This window comes from Neobacillus sp. 19, assembly GCF_049463095.1.
Lineage (GTDB): Bacteria > Bacillota > Bacilli > Bacillales > Cytobacillaceae > Neobacillus.
Genome location: NZ_JBMPZU010000038.1, coordinates 1 through 21,959 on the forward strand (window position 1 = coordinate 1; position 21,959 = coordinate 21,959).

The window sequence follows — 21,959 nt, forward strand, 5'->3', positions numbered from 1 at the left end:
TTCAGTTTTATTAAAAAGTTTAATGTTTATATTTGCAACATGGTAAAAAGGCATCCTACATTTTGCTTGCAATGATTTGAATATTTGAGTAGAAAAGTAGTTTACCGGAAATTTATTGGATATTTATGATAAAACAAAAACAAAGATGGTGAATCTATATTAAATGGCTCATTTTAAATAGAACTGGCTATTTAATTGCACATTCATAAAGCACCGCAAATGCGGTGCTATTTCATATACATTTTCTATACACATCCAGCTATAAATTCACGTTCTACGTCTGGAACCCATTAGGATGCGATGTATTCTTCTTCCTCTATATCATCAGCTTTACCCATACTGTAATATTTTCCTTTTGTTAAAACAGCGAAAATGACAGTAAGGATAGAAGCTAGAATTGCAGCAAAAAAGGCGGCCGTGCTTTGTAAGAACATACCCATGTATCCTAATGCAGCGATTGTCCCTATAACACTTGCTGCAATTAAAGGTACAACCCCAACAGGATTCCACTTATACAAATTCTCCTGCCTTGCCTCATAATAACCCGGACCGATCTTCAATATTTTTTTCACAACTAAGGCATCAGTAACTAAAATAGCCGCCCAAGTCAAAAGGAAAACTCCTTGGAACGTCATGGCAGTATCTAAATGATCCAGTATCCCGCCGAGCATCAAAGCCATGGCTATTACACCCGCTACCACAATCCAAAATCGTCTGCCCGGTTTAAATTTAAATACATTCTCAAAGAAATTAGAAAGCGAAAGTGAAGCACTATATATATTGGTAATATTAATTCTTATTTGTGTTAGCAAGGTAAACAGAACGCCGCCGAGGCCAAGGAGTGATACAATGTAAACACCCGGATTGGACTCTCCTAAACGGACGCCAAACCAAATACCAAGACCGCCCATGACCCCAAAACAGAAAATTTGCGGAATAAATCCGATCATAAATGACCCAATTTTGATATCTTTCGGTTTAAGGAAACGTGCGTAATCGGATGCAAGAAGCGCTGTTAAACCCATTATACCGTGCTGCATTCCTATACAGAGCAGCAAAGCTGTCCCGCCTGCTTGAACTCCCTCAGGCAAATATGTCCAAAAGCTTCTCTTCGTAAATAGAAGTTTTATTGAATGCGACGATAATAGTGGTGATTAAAAATACACCGAATATTGGCAATGACCATTTTTGTAATTTATCTAATTGTTTTATACCAAACCAATTTAAGGGTATAACAATTGATCCAAAGACGATGATTAATAGCCATACTGGTATGATGGGGAAAAATGCATGAATCGCAGCAACTAATATCATGCCTTCAAATGCACAATACATGATAAAGTTTGATGCATAAATGAACGAGGTTAATGAAGCGCCTATATATCCAAAACCGCCTCTAGATAATAAATTTACATTCATACCAGATTTAGCCGACAAATAGGCAATGATTGTTCCTAGGATCCCGGCAACAATGATTGCATAAATGGCTGAAATGATTGCGTTAATTGCCCCAAATTGAAGTGCCATTACACTTCCCATTTGAAAGTAAAAAATAGCCGTTGCAATTCCAAACGTTATATTTGTAATACTAAACCAGCCCATATTTCTTTTTTCTGTCGGTACCCTTTCATATGAATAATCATCTTGCATTTCTTCTTTTGCTTTGAGATCTGCTTTTTGACCAGTTCTCATTTAATCATTCCTTTCATTTGTGAATGTTTTCACATATTGTTATATCTATTTTATAAAATCACAATATTGATAAAATAACTCAGCAAAAATCAATATGTAGTCATTAGGATTTTTTTATGATTCATCATCACTGTTATAGAATCATTCGATCGTTTCAAACAGATCTAGTTATACTTTTCGGAGAGTTTAAACCGCAAATTTCAAGTATCAAGGGTATGTTGGAGGATAATTCAATCTATAAACCAGAATAATTAACTATTAATCTTATAATAGTATAACACAATCAGTTTACATAATCAAATATCGCTGACGCTAGCAGATATATCCGAATAATTTCATTGCCGGAACCCTGTGGGACATGTTAAAAACTTGGTTAACAGTAACTCTGCTGACTGCGGGATTTTAAGTACCTCTAACGTCACCTGATGAAGAATTCAAAGATACAATCCGTTTATTATCCCGGCATCGCTTCAAAAAGCTCCCTGTAGTGAATGGGGCTGGCCGTGTCATTGGGGTGTTAAGCAGGGGTGACATAATAGACGGCATTTCAAAAAAGATTATTTCAAATGAAAGAAAAGAAATGGCCAAATAAAAACCATTCATAAATTAACGTTTACGAATGGTTTTTCATTAATATTACTAGTTTCTCACTTCGATTTATCAATCAAATTTTCACTACCTGCTGACAGGTTCTGTTGCTTTCACCGCGGCTTTAGATTTTACCTTTACTTCGCTTGGTTTTTTCATAAAGATAGAGAAGATTAATGCAAGAACTGAAATTCCTGTCACAAAGTAGAAGGCATATTTTACGCCGGCAGCTAATATTTCTCCCTGCGCGGCATCTGGGGCATCGGCTGCGAAACTAGTTTGGCCAGCTGTAAGCAAAGTAATGGCGAGTGCTGTACCTGCTGCACCCGCTACCTGGTTCAATGTATTCATAGCGGCTGATCCATCTGCATATAACTCACGCGGCAACGCATTGAGTCCATTTGTTTGTGATGGGATAGTTACCATTGTTAATCCAAAAAATAATACCATAAATGCTACGATGATTTGCCATGCAGGTGTTGTGGCTGAAATAGCAGCAGCAAAAATGGCATTACCAATCAATACAATGATAGATCCAACGATTACTAATTTGCGTGGTCCAATTTTATCAAACAGCGTTCCAACAATCGGTGACATAATAACATTGACCGCATTACCTGGAAGTAATAATAAACCAGCTGCCGCTGCACCAAATAATAAAGATCCTTTTAAATACATTGGCAATAGAATAGACGTTGATAAAATGACTAAAATACTTAAGAACATCATCGCTGTTCCTAATGTGAACATTGGAAACTTGAATACACTTAAATTAACCATTGGCTTATCCATTGTATTTTGACGAGTGCCAAATAATACAAGGGCGACAATTCCTACAAGTATTGGTGCCCATACGATAGGAGCTGAAAAAGGCGCTCCAGCCATTGAAGCCAGCCCATAAATTAATCCGCCAAAACCTACTGTCGATAAAACAATTGATAAACCATCGATTTTAGGTTTCGTAATCTCCCCAACATTTTCGATTGTTAATACAGCAGCAAGAGTCAATAAAACATAAAATGCTGCACTAATCCAGAATATATAATGCCAGCCTAACGTACTAATAACGACCCCTGAAAGTGTTGGTCCTAAAGCAGGTCCTAATGTAATCACAAGACCCATAATTCCCATGACTACGCCGCGTTTATGAACAGGGAAAATAACTAAAAGAACACTCACCATAACCGGCATAATAATACCTGTTCCCATTGCTTGTACGATACGGCCAGTTTCTAATATTGCAAAATTTGGAGAAAATGCTGCTAGAATGGCTCCTGCCAGCGAAATGACAATTCCTCCAATAACTAATTGGCGAGTACTAAACCATTTCATTAAAAGTGCTGAAATCGGCACTAAAATAGCTAATGTTAATAAATATCCTGTTGTCAGCCATTGTGCCGTAGGAGCTTTAATAGAAAATTGCTCCATCACATTTGTTAATGCCATATTTAATGCTGTTTCCCCAAATAATCCAATAAAGGCACCCAGCATTAAGATAGCTGCCATGATCTTAGGATTTTTCACTTGAATTTGTGTACCCATTTTAATCTCCTTACTAAATATTTTCTCCAACCCTCTATCGTCAACCAAGTTGACTAACTTAGTTTAAAGAAAAACCTCATAATTGTCAACCAAATTGACAATTATGAGGTTTTCTCTTTTACTTCGTCTTTATTATTCTATTTCCCAATCTAGCTTTAATAGATCTTTAAGCATCTTTACCTGCTCAGCACCAATTTTTTCTGCAATATTATTCTCAAGCTGGGCCTTGAGTGCCTCGTTTTTTTCGTAGCATTCCACTCCAAAAGGTGTTAATTGGATACACTTCTCTTTCTTGTTGTTTTCTAGATTATTGATTTCCACTAATCCTTTTGCTGAAAGATTTTTGATAAACTTATGTATCGCCTGGCGAGAAATTTCTACATTTTTTGTAACGTACGAAATGGCCGGCCGCTTTTTATAAATCCTGGCCATGATATACCATTCAGAATTTGAAATATAAATCTCACTTTTATCGTTCCATGCTTTCTCTGAGATTTTTCGAACCAAACTATGGCGCTCACTTATTAAATCGATTAGGTCTAAATTTTGTAATTCAGAGTTTGAAATCAAACGATTCACTCCAATCATCATCATCGCCACTTACTATACAAAATCCGCTTTTAGATGTCAATCTGGTTGACCTCCCATAACTTTAATTAAAGGAAACACCCTCAAATTCAGTACTATTTATTTGCAAATTTAAAAAGACCATAAGAAGATAATTTCTTCTTACAGTCTTACATATTCAGTGTATATAATTCTAAACATTCATTTTCCAGTTTGATGAAGCCAGCCAGTTTTCCTTTTCTATATAATCGGGCATTATTTTTCCAACAAGGCGCCAGAAGGATCGATCATGATTCAGATGGACCATATGACACATTTCGTGAACGACTACATAGTCAATTACTTCACGTGGTGCCATTGCCAGCCTCCAATTGAATGTTAGCTGCAGCTTTGAATCACAGGTTCCCCATGTAGTTTTACTATCCGAGATACTAATAGAACGTGGTTTGGTTTTAAAATTGCTTTGATAAGAATAGATACTCTTCTCCACTATAGACTTACATTGCTGATAGTAAAATCGCTTTAAAGCTTGTTTTATTCTTTCATCCTCAAGCTGCTTCACAAATATATGCAGCTTTTCTCCTTCAAACACGACATGGTCTTTCCTAATATTTATGTCTTCAAAGATTTTTATCGGATAGGCGTTTCCTAAATAAAGAAATGTCTCACCACGCTCATAGACCTTCTCCTGTGCACCCTTCAGCCTGTCTTTCATTTCTTTTAATTTTTGTTGAATAAGATTCCATTTTTCCTCAAGTACCTTAAGCACGCTTTCATCGGGTGTCCCTTTCGGAGCCTGGACTTCAATATTTCCATAGCTATCTATCGTAATTCCTATAGAGGTTCGGTTTTTGTACTTAATCTCAAAACGTATCGTCTTACCTGAGTAGGTATGTATCATGTGTCATCACCTGTAAATCATTCATGCAGTTATCCCCTGTATTTGATTGCTAATCCTTTTAAGAAGTTCCTGGCAAATTTATCTCCGCACTCTGTATAATTTTTATGGCCCTCTTTTCTTAATAATGCGCCGAGTTCTCCTTTTGTTACCGTAATCCCTGCTTTTTCGAATAGATCAAGCATATCCTCAGTCGTTAACGCCAACGCTATTTTTACTTTTTTTAACAGCAGATTATTAACGTTTGCGCTTTTCTTGTAAGACGACTCTGGTGTTTCTGGCTGTCCGGGTTTAGGTTCTTGTTTCCCTCTTTTAAAAATAATAAGGCCATTTAAAAATGCATCGAACATACTATTATTACATTTTATTTGATCGTTATCTTCTGCTTCTTCATCTGTTTTAGTGAGAATCCTGATTACTTCAGGTACTGTCACTTCCTCGCCGCCAAGTTTAAATATCTCTGCCATATCTTTATTTTTTATTTCCAGTGCATATCTCAAGCGAATTAATATATCGTTATTATCCATCAAAAAATGCCTCCTATTGTTGAAACAAATTCCTTCCGTAAATCATGTTGACTAGCTAAGATTGTAACACATTGACAGCTGCCTTGAGAAACCGGATGGACAATAACATTCAACTCGTCACCTCATATTATTAGAAACTTTTTCACTTTTAATAAAGGTGATTGGAGGGATATGTTGAAATTCATATTATAATACAATGGTTTTATGAAAAAGGGGCAGGTAGAAATGAAAGATTTCCATTGCTGTGCGACATGCCAGCATATGAAAGCAGAGAAAAAAGCTGAAGGAATGAAATATTATTGCAACCGCTTAGGCTACGAAACAAAAACGAACTATAAATTTAACTGCTGGAGCCCAAAGGACCTTGTGCTACAGTTAATGAAAAAGGAAAATAATCCTCAAAAGGATAGTTAAAAATAGAAAAAGTTTAGTCCCCTGTTACCGAGGGGGCTAAACCTTCTATATGTACCTATCTAACTTCTTTCTATATTAAGATACTGTTGTGCTCTTGATATCTCCCTTTTTATCGGAGATTTTCAATCTGTTAATAATCTCTTCCGTCACTTCTCTGGTTGAATAACGACCGCCAATATCCGGTGTTAAGAACCCATCTCTTGTTACACTTTCGATAACATTTAATAATGTACTTCCAAGTTCCTCTTCCCCAAAGTGGTCCAGCATCATTTTTGCTGTCCAAATTTGACCGATTGGATTTGCAATCCCTTTTCCTACAATGTCTGGTGCAGATCCGTGAACGGGCTCAAACATAGATGGATACTTTCCATTTACATTTATATTTCCTGATGGCGCGATTCCAATACTGCCCATGATGGCTGCACCTATATCTGTCAGGATATCACCAAATAGATTGCTTGCTACAATGACATCAAATCTTTCAGGATGAGTAACAAAGAATGCCGATAAAGCGTCAATATGCTGCGAATCCGCAGTAATATGTGGATAATCGTGTGCAACATCTTTAAACACACGGTCCCAGAAAGGCATGGAATAGACAATTCCGTTTGACTTGGTGGCACTTGTCACATGTTTTTTGCGCTTAGCTGCCAATTCAAAAGCATACCTCATGGCTCTTTCGGTTCCTTTCCTTGAAAAAACCGCATTTTGTATGGACAGTTCATCTTCACCTTGATAGATATTTCCACCTATCGTGCTATATTCACCTTCACTATTCTCCCGTACCACGATTAAATCAAAATCTTTAGGGTTCAGCAGTGGCGATTTTACACCTTTAAATACTTTAGCCGGGCGAATATTAATCACCTGTTCAAACTCACGGCGAATTTTTATTAAGAGCCCCCATAAGGATACATGATCAGGAACAAGATTTAAGTTTCCAACTGCCCCCAAAAAAATGCTATCAAAATCCTTTAACTGCTCAAGCCCATCCTTTGGCATCATTTCTTCATGCTCCAGATAGTACTCGCAACTCCATGGAAACTCCGTAAATTCAAATTTTAATCCTCCATGGATTTCTGAAATCGTTCTTAAGACATCGGTTGCTGCTGGAACCACCTCTCTACCAATCCCATCCCCTGGTATGTTTGCAATCTTCAATCTTTTCATCCTAAACTCCTCCTCGTTTTGTTACATTCTAATAGATCAGGCTGTATAATTGTTAGTAATTTATATTCATTATAACCTACGAACTGCCATATATTTATTCAAAAAACTCACCTTTCATCTTTTCGGACATAAGGTGAGTTTTTTACGTTCCCTTTTGTATCGTGAATGTTCCCCATTTCTGTTAATAAGGATTTTGGTCCTAGAAAACAGAAGGATAAAGGGTGCTACTTATTTACTAGAAATCTTTATTTCTTTTTTACACTACTTGAATATTCTCTTAATACTCCCGGGCTATCATTAAGTAGTATGAAAAACTTTCAAACTATTAGGAGGTTCTATTTAATGAAAAAGAGCAAGGTAATCGTACCATTATTAAGTGCTGCAATCCTCTTCCCGTCTGCCGTAAATGTCCACGCTAACCCTTATAAGCCAGTTCCGGTAAAATCGGTGGAATTTGTGGGGATGGGGGTTCCTGATACGGATGCGAAACGTTCCTCTATGTATAGTGAAGCATCAGCCCTTGTTACATTAAACGATGGTTCTCAAAAGACTGTCCCTCTAGAATATAAATCATTGGCCCGCCCAGGCGAAGTCATTAACGGAAAAGTTGTCGGCGCTGCTTATGATGTGAATGGGAATATCATCAAAGATAAAGATGGAAAGCCATTTGTTTCTACAGCACCTGACGCGAATTCACTTCTTAGCGTGAACGGAAAAAGTGGAAAATTATATATGGTCAATCACTTCGAAAGTATCCCGGATAAAGGTTACGGAAATATGCCAAAACCATTGTATATAAATACAGTAGTACAAGATAAGAAAACGGGTGAACTGAAAATTACGGATATCAATCCGATTGATTTTTCAGCAGATGGTGGTATTTGGACCCCTTGTGCAGGTGTCTTATCTCCTTGGAATACCCACTTAGGCAGTGAAGAGTATGAGCCGGATGCCCGTGCATTTGAAGCAAATCCATCAACTTCCAGTGTAACAGCATTTGCAAAGAATTATTATCAAGACCCTAATGCTGTTGGAAATCCATACCTATATGGTCATACGACAGAAGTAAAGGTTCACTCAAATGGTGAAGCAGAAGCTGTTAAACACTACAGCATGGGACGCTTATCCTTTGAAAATGTTACCGTAGCACCAGATAATCGTACAGCTTACTTTGGTGACGACGGCAGCTACACAATGTCCTTCATGTATGTTGCAGACAAAGCAAACAATTTATCTGCTGGTACCTTGTATGCAGCAAAATGGAAACAAACAAGCGACAAAAATGGCGGAGCAGCTGATATCGAATGGATTAAATTGGGACATGCCACAGATGCAGAAGTCAAGGAATTAGCTGAAAACACTAAATTCAGCGATATTTTTGAAACAACAACCGATGCAGCATATGGCAATGCAAATGGGTTTAAAGAAATAAAGACAAATTCCAATGGCGGCAAGACCACTGAATGGCTGAAAGTGAAACCAGGTATGGAGAAAGCTGCTGCGTTCTTGGAATCCCGCCGTTATGGCGCTATTATGGGAGCAACTTCCGAGTTCAATAAAATGGAAACTCTCACATTAAACAAAGCCGACAATAAAGTCTATATGACCATGTCCTATGTTGAAAAAGGGATGACTAAAAATTCTAGTGATCCTGTAGATGATATTCAATTACCAAAATTAAGTTCTGGTGCAATTTATGAAATGAATTTAGCAAAGGGACAAAAAGATCGTGATGGCAAAAAAATTAGTAGTGATTATGTCGTAACGGACATGTCAGCAGTGCTAACAGGTGAAGACCTTCCTGCTCCTGATAAGGATGGAAACAAATCTAACCTTGAAAAAATTGCTAACCCTGACAATATTGCTTTCTCTGAAAAATATAGAACGTTATTCATCGCTGAAGATAGCGACAGACATGTCAATAACTTTGGATGGGCTTATAACGTAGATACAAAGAAACTTTCCCGGATTATTTCAGCTCCAGATGGAGGGGAAGTCACTGGAGTTCAAGCAATTGATGATTTAAATGGTAAATCTTATTTGATGGTTGGTTCACAAAATCCTGGTAACATTGGTTATATTGATATGACCTCACTCAACACTGGTAAATAATCAACTGAACTCTTTAACCGCAGGGAATCCTCCTGCGGTTTTTTATGAAGAAAAAAACGAGGCATGGGATACATCCCCATGCCTCACTTATTCTATTTTACCCACTTGCCGGCTTGGTTAAAGAAGTAGCGTTTTTCATTTATTGTAAGCCAGCCAGTTACCATTGCACCGGAGGTTTTGAGATAGTACCAGCTAGAGCCATCAAGGAGCCAGCCCGTTTGCATCGCTCCACTCTTTGCAAGATAGTACCAAGTGCCCCCGTTGTTTAGCCAGCCTGTTTGCATCGCCCCGCTCTTTGCAAGATAGTACCAAGTTCCTCCGCTGTTCAACCAGCCTGTTTGCATTGCTCCGCTCTTTGCAAGATAGTACCAAGTTCCTCCGCTGTTCAACCAGCCTGTTTGCATTGCTCCGCTCTTTGCGAGATAGTACCAAGTTCCTCCGCTGTTCAGCCAGCCTGTTTGCATTGCTCCGCTAGATGCAAGAAAATACCAGATGCCTCCAACATATTGCCATCCGGTCTGCATGATGCCTTTTTCATTCATGTAGTACCATTTTCCACCTTCAGATAACCAGCCGGTTACCGGATTTCCCTTTGCATCATAGTAATACCATTTTCCGTTTTCCATTTTCCAGCCATGTTGATCAGCCCCGACTACCACCAACACAGTTGCCTTATCTGCTCCATATGTGATGGTAATGGAGGTCGATCCAGGTTCTAATGCGGTGACAGTTCCTTTTTCAACCTTTACTATTTTCGAGTTATAACCACTGTAGCTAGCTAGAGTCGTCACATCAGTTTCGGTTGACTTGTCGCCTATTGTTTCAACGGATTTTACCGTAATTTGAGATGCCTTGCCCTTTTTCAATTCAAGTGATGTTGGACTAACCGAAAGTTTGGTGCTTGTTTCTGGTTCGACCTTAACCGCTACCGTCTTGGAATGCTCACCAAAGGTAATCGTCATGCTCGTCGTACCAGCACCAAGGGCTGTTACCTGTCCCCTCTCGACCTTAATGACCTTTGTATCAAAGCCGCTATAGGCCGCTAGCTCAGTGACATCTGTTTCCGTTACCTTGTCACCTTGTGTTTTGATTGATTTTACCGTTAGTTTCTTTGTTGCGCCAACCATCAAATCAAGGGAAGCCGGAGTCACTTCCAAATCAGTTGTAGCTGCCTCATTTACTTCAAATGGACCAAATGAAGAAATTTCTTCATTTCCGGCCTTGTCCTTAACCTTTACATGCAAATACCATGTCCCCACATCAGTAACTGTGGTTGTAAATGCACCGCCGTAAGATGGAAGATTCACATTATTCCAAGAACCGGCCGCATCAGGGTCTGATTTTGAAGAAAGCTGATAATCGACTGATTCAACGTCTTCTGATCCCTGCCAAACCTCAGCCTTGATTTCAAACGGTGCATTCCCGCTTGTTTCTGAATTTTTTACAATCGCCTTAGCATACTGGAATGGCTCTTGAGCACCGTAATCGACAACAGCGCGAATCATATAGTTTCCAACACTCTGGTCGGCTTTGAACCATTGTCCGCCTAAATAATCCCAGCTTCGTGCGGCCCAGTTCTTCTTATCCCCATCAGAGACAAACCCTGGCACGTATGGATAGTCGTCGGCCTGTAAATAGGCGATATAAAAATCATCCTTAACAACCAGACCCAGGCTGGAGAGATCCACCTCTGTCCATTTGGATAAATTGCGCTCAGCCTTCGCTTTTATTGGTCCTGCGAGCTTGTTTCCCGGTGCACCATTCTTACCCTTTGCATCATATACGGAAATAAGAATGTCCTCTCCGCCCGGTACAGGGATATGTCCAGCCCAGAATTGCAGCTTCGCCCCTTTTAGCATTGCAGAGGTTTCGCCGTCTTTTAACGACATTTTCACCGCAAAGCCGCTTCCGGCATTGCCCATGACAAGGTTCTTATTGTAACTGCCATTATCATATTTGATTTCACCTGATTCCTTATTAACAAAGGGACTTAATTGAATATCACGTTTAAGATTTTTACCCGGCTCCACATCCATTGTGTAGGTTTTGCTGTAGTAGCCCTTAGCAAATACCTTAACAGTATAGGTACCCTCATAGGCTTTTAGCTGATAATCCCCATTTTCACTTGAATGACCGGGCTCAGCTTTTTCATCCTCTAACAGAAGAATCGTCGCATCCTTTAATGCATTTCCGGATGTATCTGTAACCGTACCTGAAACCGTTTGCTTTGGTAACGGCTCGAGCGTGACTTTCGGCGTGACCTCACCCTTACTTGAAACGGTTACTTTCTGGGTCTGAGGCTTGTACCCATAGGCTTTCACGTCAACCGTGTACTCTCCTGGCGGATGATGAATCACAAACTCACCGTTTTGCGGATTTGACTCTGTCGTCCATTCAGTTTCTAAGACCTTAATCGTTGCGTCAACTGGTAATAGCGCTGCCTTTTCTGATGCCTTACTTTCATTATGAAAGTCCATTAAAGGATAGGCTTGATTGACAAATGCTTCACTCGTTAACTTAATTTCTTTATGGATTACATTTTCTGCTTCACCCGCCGGTGCACTGCCTTTAATTTGCATATCGTCCAAGTACCAGCCTGGATACTTCCCATCATCTGTTTGAAGGTTAAATGCAATCGTGATCTTTTTACCATCATATTTCGATAAATCAATACCGACCTCATGCCAGTTTTGGTTTGTTCTCGTAATTTGGTATAGCTGCTCCCATTTCTTTCCGTCAACAGACACAAGAACTGTTCCAAAATCCCAGTAGCCCATGCTATACCACTGCTTAAATTGAAGCTGTGTTTCCCCTTCTACAATGACAGGCGGCATCACAAGCGTCATATTGGAGAACATTTCAGTCTGACCGCGTAAATTAGTAGCCATGACATTTTTGCCGGAAGGCGGAGCGGTCTTTGGACCGTAGGTTGGAACGCCCCATTCCCATGAGTTATTGATGCCATAAGAGTACCAGCCCTCAGGAATGCTTTCGAAATCCTCAACATAGCCTGCTCGTATCCCATCCCTAACGGAAACCCGTGCTTCCTCTGTCTTTACCTCATTACCTGAAAAGTCTTGGATCGTCCACCAATAGGTAAGTGTGCTGCCTTTTATAGCTTCGCCTGGAATGATTGCTTCATATAATCCATTTCGATGGTCCCCTGCATATCGTTCGGTATTAAATGCTGCTTCGTTCGCATCTTCATAACGGACATGAAGGGTAACCTTATTCACACTGCTATTGTCCATAGCTTGGATGGAAAATGGTGCATTCAGTCCTTCGTAGACCACCCGACGAGTGTCCTGAACATACGTCGGTACTTCATTATCATTACCCGGACCAACGACCTGACCCTTTATTTTTCCAATTCCTTGTTCAACGGCCTGTACCGCTGCATTTATATTTACAATTCCATAGCCATAGCCATTATTCGGGGCTTCTGGATAATTTTCATCTGTTTTGGTTGTAGACGTTAGTTTTAAAATATCCTCAATTTGTGTAAGTGACAATGCTGGATCCGCTTGTTTTAATAATAGCGCTGCAGCGGCAATATGCGGAGCCGCCATCGAAGTACCGTTATAACTTCCATATTCAAATGTATTCCAAGTCGCACCCGGCAATGCTGAACGGACACCAACTCCCGGTGCAGAAATGTCAGGCTTCACATCCCCTCTTTCTGATGGTCCCCTTAAGGAGAAGCTTGCCAACTCATCTGTCTTCGTCGTTGCTCCAACGGCAAATGACTCCGGATAATTCGCTGGTGAACTTGCAGTTCCCGGCAGTGCAACTGGATTAAAAAGATCGGTATTCCCAACCGAGAAAACCGGGAAGATTCCAACAGAACGCCACGCCTGAACAAGCGGTCTGAACCAATCGTTATTAATCGGCCGTCCTCCCCATGAATTATTAACTACATCCGGCGCCATTTCAGGGTGTGGAACTCCCTTTTCATCGGTCGGTGCTAACACCCATTCAGCTGCTTGGATGATATAAGAATCATAGCTTTCATTATTAGCAAAGGCCCTTGCGGCGATCCATTTTGCACCTGGTGCGATACCAATTTGATTTTGCCCATCAGGCTCCTGCCCAACCATTGTTCCCATCGTATGTGTGCCGTGCCCGTCAGAGTCAACCGGGCTGCCAATTTTGTAAATCGCATCATACCAGTTGAACGTGTGTGTTAGTTTGTCTGGATTATTCGGGTCATATCCGCGATACTTGGCTTTTAAGGCCGGGTGATTGACTGCTACACCACTATCGATATTTGCCACAACCGCCCCAGCGCCGGTTATTCCTCGTGCCCAAACTTCAGGGGCACCAACATGGTCAATATTCCATTCGACAGGGTTGTTTTCATCTGCTTTAGGCGTTGCAGACGGCTCCTCCTTTTTGATCGGTTCAAGTGTTTGTTTTTCATCAAGGAGGATTGACTTTACCTCAGGCAGCGCTGCAAGCTTCGTTACAGCCTCCTTCGTACCTGTTACGGCCATACCATTAATAATAAAAAAGTTATGAATCTCTTTTATTTTTCCGGAAGCCTTTTCCTCCTTTAGCAGGAGAGTAATCCCCTTTTGTGTGAGTTTGGCCTTGTCCTGCAGGGCTTGTACAACAGCCTTCTGGACATTGGCCTCCGTTTCCTTCTGAGAAGTACTCTTCTTTGCGGAGGTTTGCTTGGCAGATAAGGCAATTTTCTCCGTATCAGCCTGGTCGCGCAGGATTACAATGAATCTTGCGAATTCATCCTCCTCAAATTTTTTTACTAGTTTCGCATCGATGACTTCGCCCTTTGTGGAGCTCGTATCCGCCGGGATTACACTACTTGCAAGTGAATTCACCGGCAGGGCCAAGCTTAAGGTCATTACCAACGCAGTTAAAAGCATAAATGCGTTTACACAAAATCGTTTGGTTCTTCTCATTCTTTCACTCCCTATTTATTTTTGTATGTATGTGAAAATTCCTGGATGGTATGGTGAGATGGAGCTAAGCGGGTAAAAAACAGTATGATAAAGACATGTGGGTACCCCTGTATAAATCTGGATATCTATAATTCTAGTAATAATCGCACCAGATAACTATAGGGTGATTTTACCAAATTTTCTGAAATTATTAGGACTAAAGAAGTGACAGGTCCGCCCTGATACTTTTTGAATTTTGTCGACTGAAAACATAAAAGCCCTATTCCGTGGAAAGGGCTTTATGTCTGATTACAATTTTATTTCTCAATCAACTCTAAAAAGGAGCAAATCGTTAAGATGCCTTTGTCAAAGTTTTCTAAGTTGAAATGTTCATTCGGTGCATGAAGATTTTCATCTGGCAAACCGAATCCCATTAAGACAACAGGAGCATTTAATGAATGACTGAAATCCGATACAATCGGAATGGAGCCGCCTTCTCTTTTGTAAACAGGTGCTTTCCCATATACGTTTTGGTAAGCTTCGGCCGCTTTTTGGATCATCGGACTGTCGATTGGTGTTAAAAAAGGATTACCCGTATCGCCAAGAGACACTTTTACCGTGCATCCTTTTGGTGTATGTTCTTCCAGGTGTTTTTTGATCAATTCCTGTATCTTTTCAGGATTTTGATTATGGACTAGACGGCAGGTGATTTTGGCATGTGCCTCGTTCGGGATGACGGTTTTAGTCCCTTCCCCCTGAAATCCGCCCCATAGGCCGTTTATTTCTAATGTTGGCCGGGAACTGATTCTCTCAGGATAAGGATAATTGCTTTCCCCTCCCGTAAAATCTGTTAACCCTAACGATTTCTTCAGTTTTTCTTCATCGAAACCCAATGCTTTAATTTGTTCCTTTTCAAATTCTGTCAGTTCAACGACATCATCATAAAAATGGTCAACATTTACTTTACCAGTTGAATCATGAAGAGTAGAAAGCAGCTGTATCAATAGATGATTAGCATTTTGAACTCCCCCGCCGAACATGCCCGAATGCAAATCAGAATTTGCGGTTTTTAGAGAAAATTCCAGTGCACACAGACCTCTTAAGGAATAGGTAATGGCGGGAACACCTCGATCCCACATATCTGAATCAGAAATCACAACCACATCACAGGCTAATTTTTCTTGGTTATCAGTTAAAAATGGCGTAAGATGCGGGCTTCCAATTTCTTCTTCACCTTCGATGCAAAATTTTACGTTTACCGGTAATTTTCCTTCTATTTTCAATAGTGTTTCCACTGCTTTAATATGTAAGAATGTCTGCCCTTTGTCGTCGGTTGCCCCTCTGGCAAAGATCTTTTCATCACGGATTGTTGGTTCAAAAGGAGGCGTTTCCCATAATTGAATAGGGTCAACGGGCTGTACGTCATAATGGCCGTATACTAAAACTGTTGGTGCGTTTTCCTGATGAAGCCAGTCCGCATAAATAATCGGATGACCCTTTGTCTGGATAATTTCAACATGTTCCATACCAATGTTTTCTAATTTAGTCGCAATCCATGAAGCCGCTTTTTGTATGTCCTCTTTATGTTCGGATAAGGAACTAATACTGGGAATCCGGAGTAGTTCTTTTAATTCCTCAACATTCTCATGATGTTGTTTAGATAAAAAATCAGATAATTGGCTCATTTTATCACCTTTTCTATTTTATTTTCTATTCTATTTTATACAAAAAATTGGAGAAAACCTACAATCGACGCGGAAAATAAGAAGAGAGTATATGGTACCTTTCTCCTTCACATCTATTCTTCAGCACAACAAAAAGCCCATTTGTTGGAATGGGCGTAATTTCTAGGCAAGAAACCACTCGGTGATTTTATTTAATACAAGCTCCTTACGATTCTCCTAATTCCTTCCCTATGACTTCTTTCAAATCATCTTGTACACTTACTTTTGCAAGCTCAACTTTTGAACGGTATGCAGCCCGGACAATGACATGAGCGGCAACAGGTGCGGTGAGAAATACAAAGAATATTCCAAGAAACAACCGGATACTGAAATGTCCTTCAATTATGAAGAAAAGGAAGGTTCCCACAAGTGTAAATAGAACACCCATCGTGGATCCTTTGGAAAGCGCATGTGCACGGGTATAAATATCAGGGAGACGTATTAAGCCGATTGCACTCAAAAAACTAAAAATGGTACCACACAATATTAAAAGAACGGCAATCAGATCAATCGGATTGTTTGCGCTCAATGACCACACCTCTTTCCATATACCTTGCAAAGGCAATTGTCCCGATAAAGGAAAGTATTCCAATTAATAATATAACTTCAAAAAAACCTGTATGTCTTAGCAAAACAGAAAAAATGGCGACCCCTGAGATTAAATTAATCCCTAATGCATCGAGCGCCTGAACCCTATCAGGAGCAGTAGGTCCCATCACCAGCCGATAAATGGTTGCGAAAATAGCAAAACTAAGAAAAATTAATGAAAAAATTAATATTCCTTGTATCATTAACGTGTCACCTTCTTTATAGCCTTTTCAAATTTATTTTTAGATAACAGAACAGCGTCACTCGATTCCGGAATATCCATCGCGTGTATATAAAACTTCTTGCTGTTTGAAGAGATCTCTACTACAACAGACCCTGGGGTTAACGTAAGCAGTAATGCTAGTAACGTGACTTCTAAATCTCCTTCTAGCTCCGTTTCCAAAGTAAAAATCCCTGGTGTAATATTGATCTTAGGACGAAGAATTTGGCGAATCACCAATATACATGATGTAAACAATTCATAAAGAAACAAGAAAAAAAGTTGAACGATGGCAAGTAATGTAACCAAATAAAACTTTGTAGGAAGATACCTTCGCAATATTAAAAGCACCAACAAACCAAATAAGTAACCACTCAAGAATGTTAATCCGCTCCAATCATCCTGAAGAAACATCCAAATTAAACCGATCAATAAATTTACTAATACTTGCATGGGCATTGGTACCACCCCTTTCCTTATATTAAAGAAAACTCGCCGATTGGCGAGCCCGTTAGGGCGAAGACAGAGGCGTAGTTGCACTTATGCCTGATGGGAAAGTTATACTTTCCTATCGGCCAAGAATAACAGTTTGATCTATTGTCCTGGATTACTGCCCAAAACTGCCTCAATATACATGCTCGGATTCATTAAACCTTCAACCGCAAAATTAACGTAATCGTGAATTCCTTCTGCACCTAATCCGAGCGCTAACGTTAACATGGTAAGGATTCCTATTGGTAACAATAACCCCTTCGTTGTCCCGTTCTCCCCTGGTAAGTCTGTATACCCCCAGAATCCATTCATAAAGATTTTCATTATCGAATACAGGACCATAAGGCTGGTAATAAGCCCAATTCCCCCTAGCCAAAAGTAGCCGGCCTCAAAAGTTCCCTCTGTTATGAAAATTTTTCCCAGAAAGCCGCTTAACGGCGGAATGCCTGACAGTGATAATGCCGCTATAAAAAACATCCAGCCTAATCCCGGGTGTAATCGAATAAGCCCGCTGAATTCTTTTAGCTTACTTGTACCAGTAAGGTGTATAATTGTTCCCCCTAAGAGGAAAATCAGTGCCTTCACAATCATATCGTGAATTAAATAGTAGATAGATCCCGTTATCCCTTCAGTTGTAAAAGAGGCCACACCGGCTAAAATAAATCCCACACCTACAATAACGTTATAGGTTAGAATTCTTTTAATATCCCAAAAAGCGACGGCACCAATTGCTCCTAAAACCATCGTTACTGCAGCCAAAATACCTATTAATAAATGCGTAACCTCTGGTTCATGGTAGAAGACAAGGGTGAAAACCCTGATAATTGCATAAATCCCTACCTTTGTTAATAATGCAGCAAAAATGGCAGAAATAGCTGTCGGAGGAGCACTGTACGATCCCGGCAGCCAAAAGAAGAGAAATAAACCTGCCTTCAAACTAAACACAATTAAAAATAAAATAGCAACCGTCGTCATTAGCCCATCTTGTCCAACCTCCGTGATACGAACTGATAAATGGGCAAAATTCAAGGTGCCGGTCATGGCATAAAGAAATGCAATGGCAACAAGAAATAGAAAGGAAGAGATAATATTAATCAATATATATTTAATAGACTCCCTAAGCTGAATCCCTGTCCCTCCTAAAGAAATCAACACATAGGAGGAGACTAGCATTACCTCGAAGCAAACAAATAAATTGAAGACATCACCAGTCAGAAATGAGCCAATTACCCCAGTAATCAGAAACATGAATAGTGGGTAAAAGTAATAAGATTCTCTCTCATGTCCAATAGAGTGAAAAGCATACAGCAAGCAGCATAACGAAACAATACTCGTTACAAGGATCAGTAAAGCAGAAAACATATCAGCCACCATACTAACTCCAAAAGGGGCTTCCCAGCCGCCTAATTGAAGCGTTTGAATTCCACTTTTCTCAATTTGAATCATTAATGAAATGGTCGATATGCTGATTGCGATTGTAGCAAATACGCTTAGAAACCTCTGTAATATTATTTTTTTTCTAAAGATAACCATCATCATTCCCACTATAATTGGGATAATGATAGGTAAAATGACCAAATTATTCATTCTCAATACCTCTCATTTGCTCCGTATCATCCGTGCCCAACACTTTATAAGCACGATAACTCAGCACTAAAAAAAGAGCTGTAGTGGCAAAATTTATCACGATGGCTGTTAATAAAAGGGCTTGTGGTAATGAATCAGCATAGGTTAAATTCTTTATTCCGAGCAGTGGAGGTCCTCCCCTCTTTAACCCTCCCATCGTGATAATCAGTAAATTTACACCATGCCCCAAAATCGATGTTCCTAAAATTATTCTTAACAGGCTTTTCGTCAAAATCAAATAAATACCAATGGCAAATAATATTCCAACAAGGATAGACATTAACGTTTCCATTATCGATCATCACCTATGCTCATTATTATGGTGATGGAGGTTCCAATTACCGCCAATGCTACCCCAACATCAAAAATCACCGCTGTGGCCAGCTCGGTTTCACCAAATATCGGAAGTACGAAGTACCCATATGCCTGTGATAAAAACGGGGCATCAAAAAGCATCGCACCGACTCCCGTCAGAACCGCAATCAACACACCTACAGCAGCCACTACTTTAAAATCGACTGGAATATGATTTCTAACTGATTCGATATCAAATGTAAGAAACAACAGTATTAAGGCTGATGTAAATACCAGACCGCCGATAAATCCACCGCCGGGGTGATGATGGCCGGAAACAAAAAGATTAATGGCTAAGGTAAAAATGATCACGACTGCAACTTTTGTAACGCTGCGTATGATAACATCATTCGGCTCCTTCATTTTTATCCCTCCCTGGTAATCTAAGCTTGATTAATGAATATACACCTAGACCGGCAATAGTTAATACAAGAATCTCCAGCATGGTATCAATCCCACGAAAATCAACAAGGATGGCATTTACGATATTTTTTGCACCTGCTAGTTCATAAGAGTTTTCATAAAAGCCTGAAATGGATTCAAATAACCGATTTCCATTTGCAGATAAAGCAATGATGGTAACGGCCACACCAACACCGATGGAGATGAGCGCATTGACTGCTTTAAACCGTACACGACTGATTTCCTTCCGCAACTGCGGCAAATGATAGAAACACAACAAGAAAAGGGCCGTTGTAACCGTCTCTACAACCAATTGGGTAAGGGCCAAATCAGGCGCTCGAAATAGAACGAAGAAAAAAGAAACAAGAAAGCCCAGTGCCCCAACAGCAACGATGGCGGTCAGCCTGTTTTTTGAAACGAGAACGGTTAAAGCAGCAATGACCATCGCAACCACTAACCCCGTTTCAAAAAGATTAACTGGTGCATCATTAGAGGGGTCAAACGAAAATCCATCAAATAACCACATCGCACCGCCAACAACAACTATGATAAACGCAAATATATATACTAAATAATCGCGGATAAACCCCGTCATATATTTATTTGTTAGTGATCCCGATATATTCTCCATTCTTTCTAAACTGAAATTATATAGATTATTTAACGTTAGATTTTCTGGATAGAAACGATATACTCGATACCATTTTCTTAAATAAATGTACAACAAAGTGCCAATGATGATGACTCCAATGGTCATAAACAGCTCCGTATTCCACCCGTGCCAGGGACTTATTTTCACTTTCAGTTCCCCTGCATTAGCAAGCGTTGGCAATACAGCATACCAAGCCGGTTTTAAAAGATATTTTGACAGTACATTTGGAAAAAAGAATATAATAATGACAAGAGAACCGAGAACAAACGGGGAAACCAACATCCCGATCGGCGGCTCATGCACAACCTTACCTAGTTTTTCAGGCTTATTTTTCCCTCTAAATGTTTTAAATACAAGAACCATGCTATATACAAACGTAAACACACTCGCAACCCAGGCAATTATTGGTATCGCAAGTCCAATATGGTCAGCATTAAACACAGTCATGTTCGAAGCATTTACTACCGCTGTGAAAAACATCTCCTTGCTTAAAAAGCCATTAAATGGAGGAAGACCTGCCATGGCAAAACTGCCGATCACAGTAAGGGTAAAGGTTATTGGCATCAGATGCATCAATCCCCCCAGCCTCCGTATATCACGCGTTCCCGTCTCATGGTCAATAATCCCAACTACCATAAACAGACAGCCTTTAAATGTAGAATGATTGACCAAGTGGAATATGGCCGCAAATATTGCTACAGCATATACGGAGGAATCATTTCCAATCCCGTAATACAATGCAGCAGAACCTAATCCAAGAAGGCTCATAATTAATCCTAATTGGCTAATGGTTGAATAGGCCAGCAACGCCTTTAAATCTGTTTGCCTCACTGCATTCACGGATCCATATAATAAAGTTATGATTCCTACTCCGGATACCAGCCAAAACCATTCAGCTGTACCACCGAAAATCGGGGTAAAACGGGCAACTAAATAGATACCTGCTTTCACCATTGTGGCCGAATGTAAATAAGCGCTAATTGGAGTAGGTGCCTCCATCGCATCCGGTAACCATATACTGAATGGAAACTGCGCTGACTTTGTAAATGCTTCCGATTAACACTAAAATCATCGCTGGAATAAACAATGAATGGGATGGAATCCCGACTGTATTACGGATCATTTCACGAATACTATTCGTATCCGTCATCAATGAAAGCATAATGAAACCTGCTAGCATCGCAAGCCCGCCAAATATGGTAATCAAGAGCGATTTTTGAGCACCATACCGAGATTTTTCACGCTTCATACCAGTAGGCAATTAATAAGAAAGACGATACACTGGTCGTTTCCCAGAAAACATAGAGAACAAAAATATTATCAGAAAAGACTAGACCAAGCATCGCTCCCATAAACAACAGCAAATACACATAAAAATTATGAAGTGCTTCGCGATGCTTTGACATATAGTAAATGGAATAGAGGATGACCAAGTGCGCCAATTCCTGCAATTAATAGTCCAAAAACAAGACTTAACCCATCAACATACGTCG

15 protein-coding genes and 3 pseudogenes are annotated in these 21,959 nt (G+C 39.9%); 3 read left to right on the top strand and 15 right to left on the bottom strand.

Going from position 1 to position 21,959, the window contains the following annotated elements:
- Nucleotides 1-290 precede the first annotated feature (290 nt).
- Nucleotides 291-1,692 (bottom strand): annotated as a pseudogene (locus ACO1D1_RS12870) (purine-cytosine permease family protein).
- A 430-nt stretch (nt 1,693-2,122) separates the two neighbouring features.
- Here ACO1D1_RS12870 and ACO1D1_RS12875 point away from each other — a divergent pair.
- A pseudogene (locus ACO1D1_RS12875) lies at nt 2,123-2,284 on the top strand (CBS domain-containing protein); the annotation flags it as partial.
- Nucleotides 2,285-2,367: 83 nt separating this feature from the next.
- Here ACO1D1_RS12875 and ACO1D1_RS12880 read toward each other — a convergent pair.
- From ACO1D1_RS12880 to ACO1D1_RS12895, 4 genes are all read right to left on the bottom strand, one after another.
- Nucleotides 2,368-3,822, bottom strand: a complete 1,455-nt coding sequence (locus tag ACO1D1_RS12880) for a DHA2 family efflux MFS transporter permease subunit (RefSeq protein WP_423336149.1) — start codon at nt 3,820-3,822, stop codon at nt 2,368-2,370.
- A gap of 132 nt (nt 3,823-3,954) precedes the next feature.
- Nucleotides 3,955-4,410, bottom strand: coding sequence for a MarR family winged helix-turn-helix transcriptional regulator (locus tag ACO1D1_RS12885; protein WP_423336157.1), 456 nt, complete (start codon nt 4,408-4,410; stop codon nt 3,955-3,957).
- Between the two features lie 172 nt (nt 4,411-4,582).
- Nucleotides 4,583-5,290: a M48 family metallopeptidase gene (locus ACO1D1_RS12890; protein WP_423336150.1), complete on the bottom strand. Its 708-nt coding sequence runs from the start codon at nt 5,288-5,290 to the stop codon at nt 4,583-4,585.
- 29 nt (nt 5,291-5,319) lie between these two features.
- Nucleotides 5,320-5,814, bottom strand: a complete 495-nt coding sequence (locus tag ACO1D1_RS12895; RefSeq protein ID WP_423336151.1) for a DUF1456 family protein — start codon at nt 5,812-5,814, stop codon at nt 5,320-5,322.
- Between the two features lie 204 nt (nt 5,815-6,018).
- On the opposite strand from ACO1D1_RS12895, the gene ACO1D1_RS12900 reads away from it, so the two are divergent.
- On the top strand, nt 6,019-6,228 hold the full coding sequence (locus ACO1D1_RS12900) for a hypothetical protein (RefSeq protein ID WP_423336152.1): 210 nt from the start codon (nt 6,019-6,021) through the stop codon (nt 6,226-6,228).
- Between the two features lie 75 nt (nt 6,229-6,303).
- On the opposite strand, the gene ACO1D1_RS12905 is transcribed toward ACO1D1_RS12900, so the two are convergent.
- Nucleotides 6,304-7,398, bottom strand: coding sequence for a tartrate dehydrogenase (locus ACO1D1_RS12905; RefSeq protein ID WP_423336153.1), 1,095 nt, complete (start codon nt 7,396-7,398; stop codon nt 6,304-6,306).
- A 342-nt stretch (nt 7,399-7,740) separates the two neighbouring features.
- Here ACO1D1_RS12905 and ACO1D1_RS12910 point away from each other — a divergent pair, with 342 nt between their 5' ends.
- Nucleotides 7,741-9,510, top strand: a complete 1,770-nt coding sequence (locus ACO1D1_RS12910; protein WP_423336154.1) for a PhoX family protein — start codon at nt 7,741-7,743, stop codon at nt 9,508-9,510.
- A gap of 92 nt (nt 9,511-9,602) precedes the next feature.
- Here ACO1D1_RS12910 and ACO1D1_RS12915 read toward each other — a convergent pair whose 3' ends face one another.
- The 9 genes and pseudogenes from ACO1D1_RS12915 to ACO1D1_RS12955 all read right to left on the bottom strand — a co-directional run.
- Nucleotides 9,603-14,429 carry a S8 family serine peptidase gene (locus ACO1D1_RS12915; RefSeq protein ID WP_423336155.1) on the bottom strand — a complete coding sequence of 1,609 codons (4,827 nt, stop codon included), beginning with the start codon at nt 14,427-14,429 and terminating at the stop codon, nt 9,603-9,605.
- A gap of 296 nt (nt 14,430-14,725) precedes the next feature.
- On the bottom strand, nt 14,726-16,093 hold the full coding sequence (locus ACO1D1_RS12920) for a dipeptidase (protein ID WP_149868410.1): 1,368 nt from the start codon (nt 16,091-16,093) through the stop codon (nt 14,726-14,728).
- A gap of 205 nt (nt 16,094-16,298) precedes the next feature.
- On the bottom strand, nt 16,299-16,661 hold the full coding sequence (gene mnhG, locus ACO1D1_RS12925) for a monovalent cation/H(+) antiporter subunit G (RefSeq protein WP_423336156.1): 363 nt from the start codon (nt 16,659-16,661) through the stop codon (nt 16,299-16,301).
- Nucleotides 16,639-16,923 carry a Na(+)/H(+) antiporter subunit F1 gene (locus ACO1D1_RS12930; protein WP_149868408.1) on the bottom strand — a complete coding sequence of 95 codons (285 nt, stop codon included), beginning with the start codon at nt 16,921-16,923 and terminating at the stop codon, nt 16,639-16,641. Before ACO1D1_RS12930 ends, mnhG begins: the two co-directional genes overlap by 23 nt.
- On the bottom strand, nt 16,923-17,399 hold the full coding sequence (locus ACO1D1_RS12935) for a Na+/H+ antiporter subunit E (protein ID WP_149868407.1): 477 nt from the start codon (nt 17,397-17,399) through the stop codon (nt 16,923-16,925). Before ACO1D1_RS12935 ends, ACO1D1_RS12930 begins: the two co-directional genes overlap by 1 nt.
- A 135-nt stretch (nt 17,400-17,534) precedes the next feature.
- Nucleotides 17,535-19,019, bottom strand: a complete 1,485-nt coding sequence (locus tag ACO1D1_RS12940; RefSeq protein WP_149868406.1) for a Na+/H+ antiporter subunit D — start codon at nt 19,017-19,019, stop codon at nt 17,535-17,537.
- Complete coding sequence (locus tag ACO1D1_RS12945) at nt 19,012-19,350, bottom strand: Na(+)/H(+) antiporter subunit C (protein WP_149868405.1); 339 nt, start codon at nt 19,348-19,350, stop codon at nt 19,012-19,014. Before ACO1D1_RS12945 ends, ACO1D1_RS12940 begins: the two co-directional genes overlap by 8 nt.
- Complete coding sequence (locus ACO1D1_RS12950) at nt 19,350-19,775, bottom strand: Na(+)/H(+) antiporter subunit B (RefSeq protein ID WP_149868404.1); 426 nt, start codon at nt 19,773-19,775, stop codon at nt 19,350-19,352. The genes ACO1D1_RS12945 and ACO1D1_RS12950 overlap by 1 nt, the downstream gene beginning before the upstream one ends.
- Nucleotides 19,759-21,959, bottom strand: a pseudogene (locus ACO1D1_RS12955) (Na+/H+ antiporter subunit A); the annotation flags it as partial. The gene ACO1D1_RS12950 and the pseudogene ACO1D1_RS12955, both read right to left, overlap by 17 nt.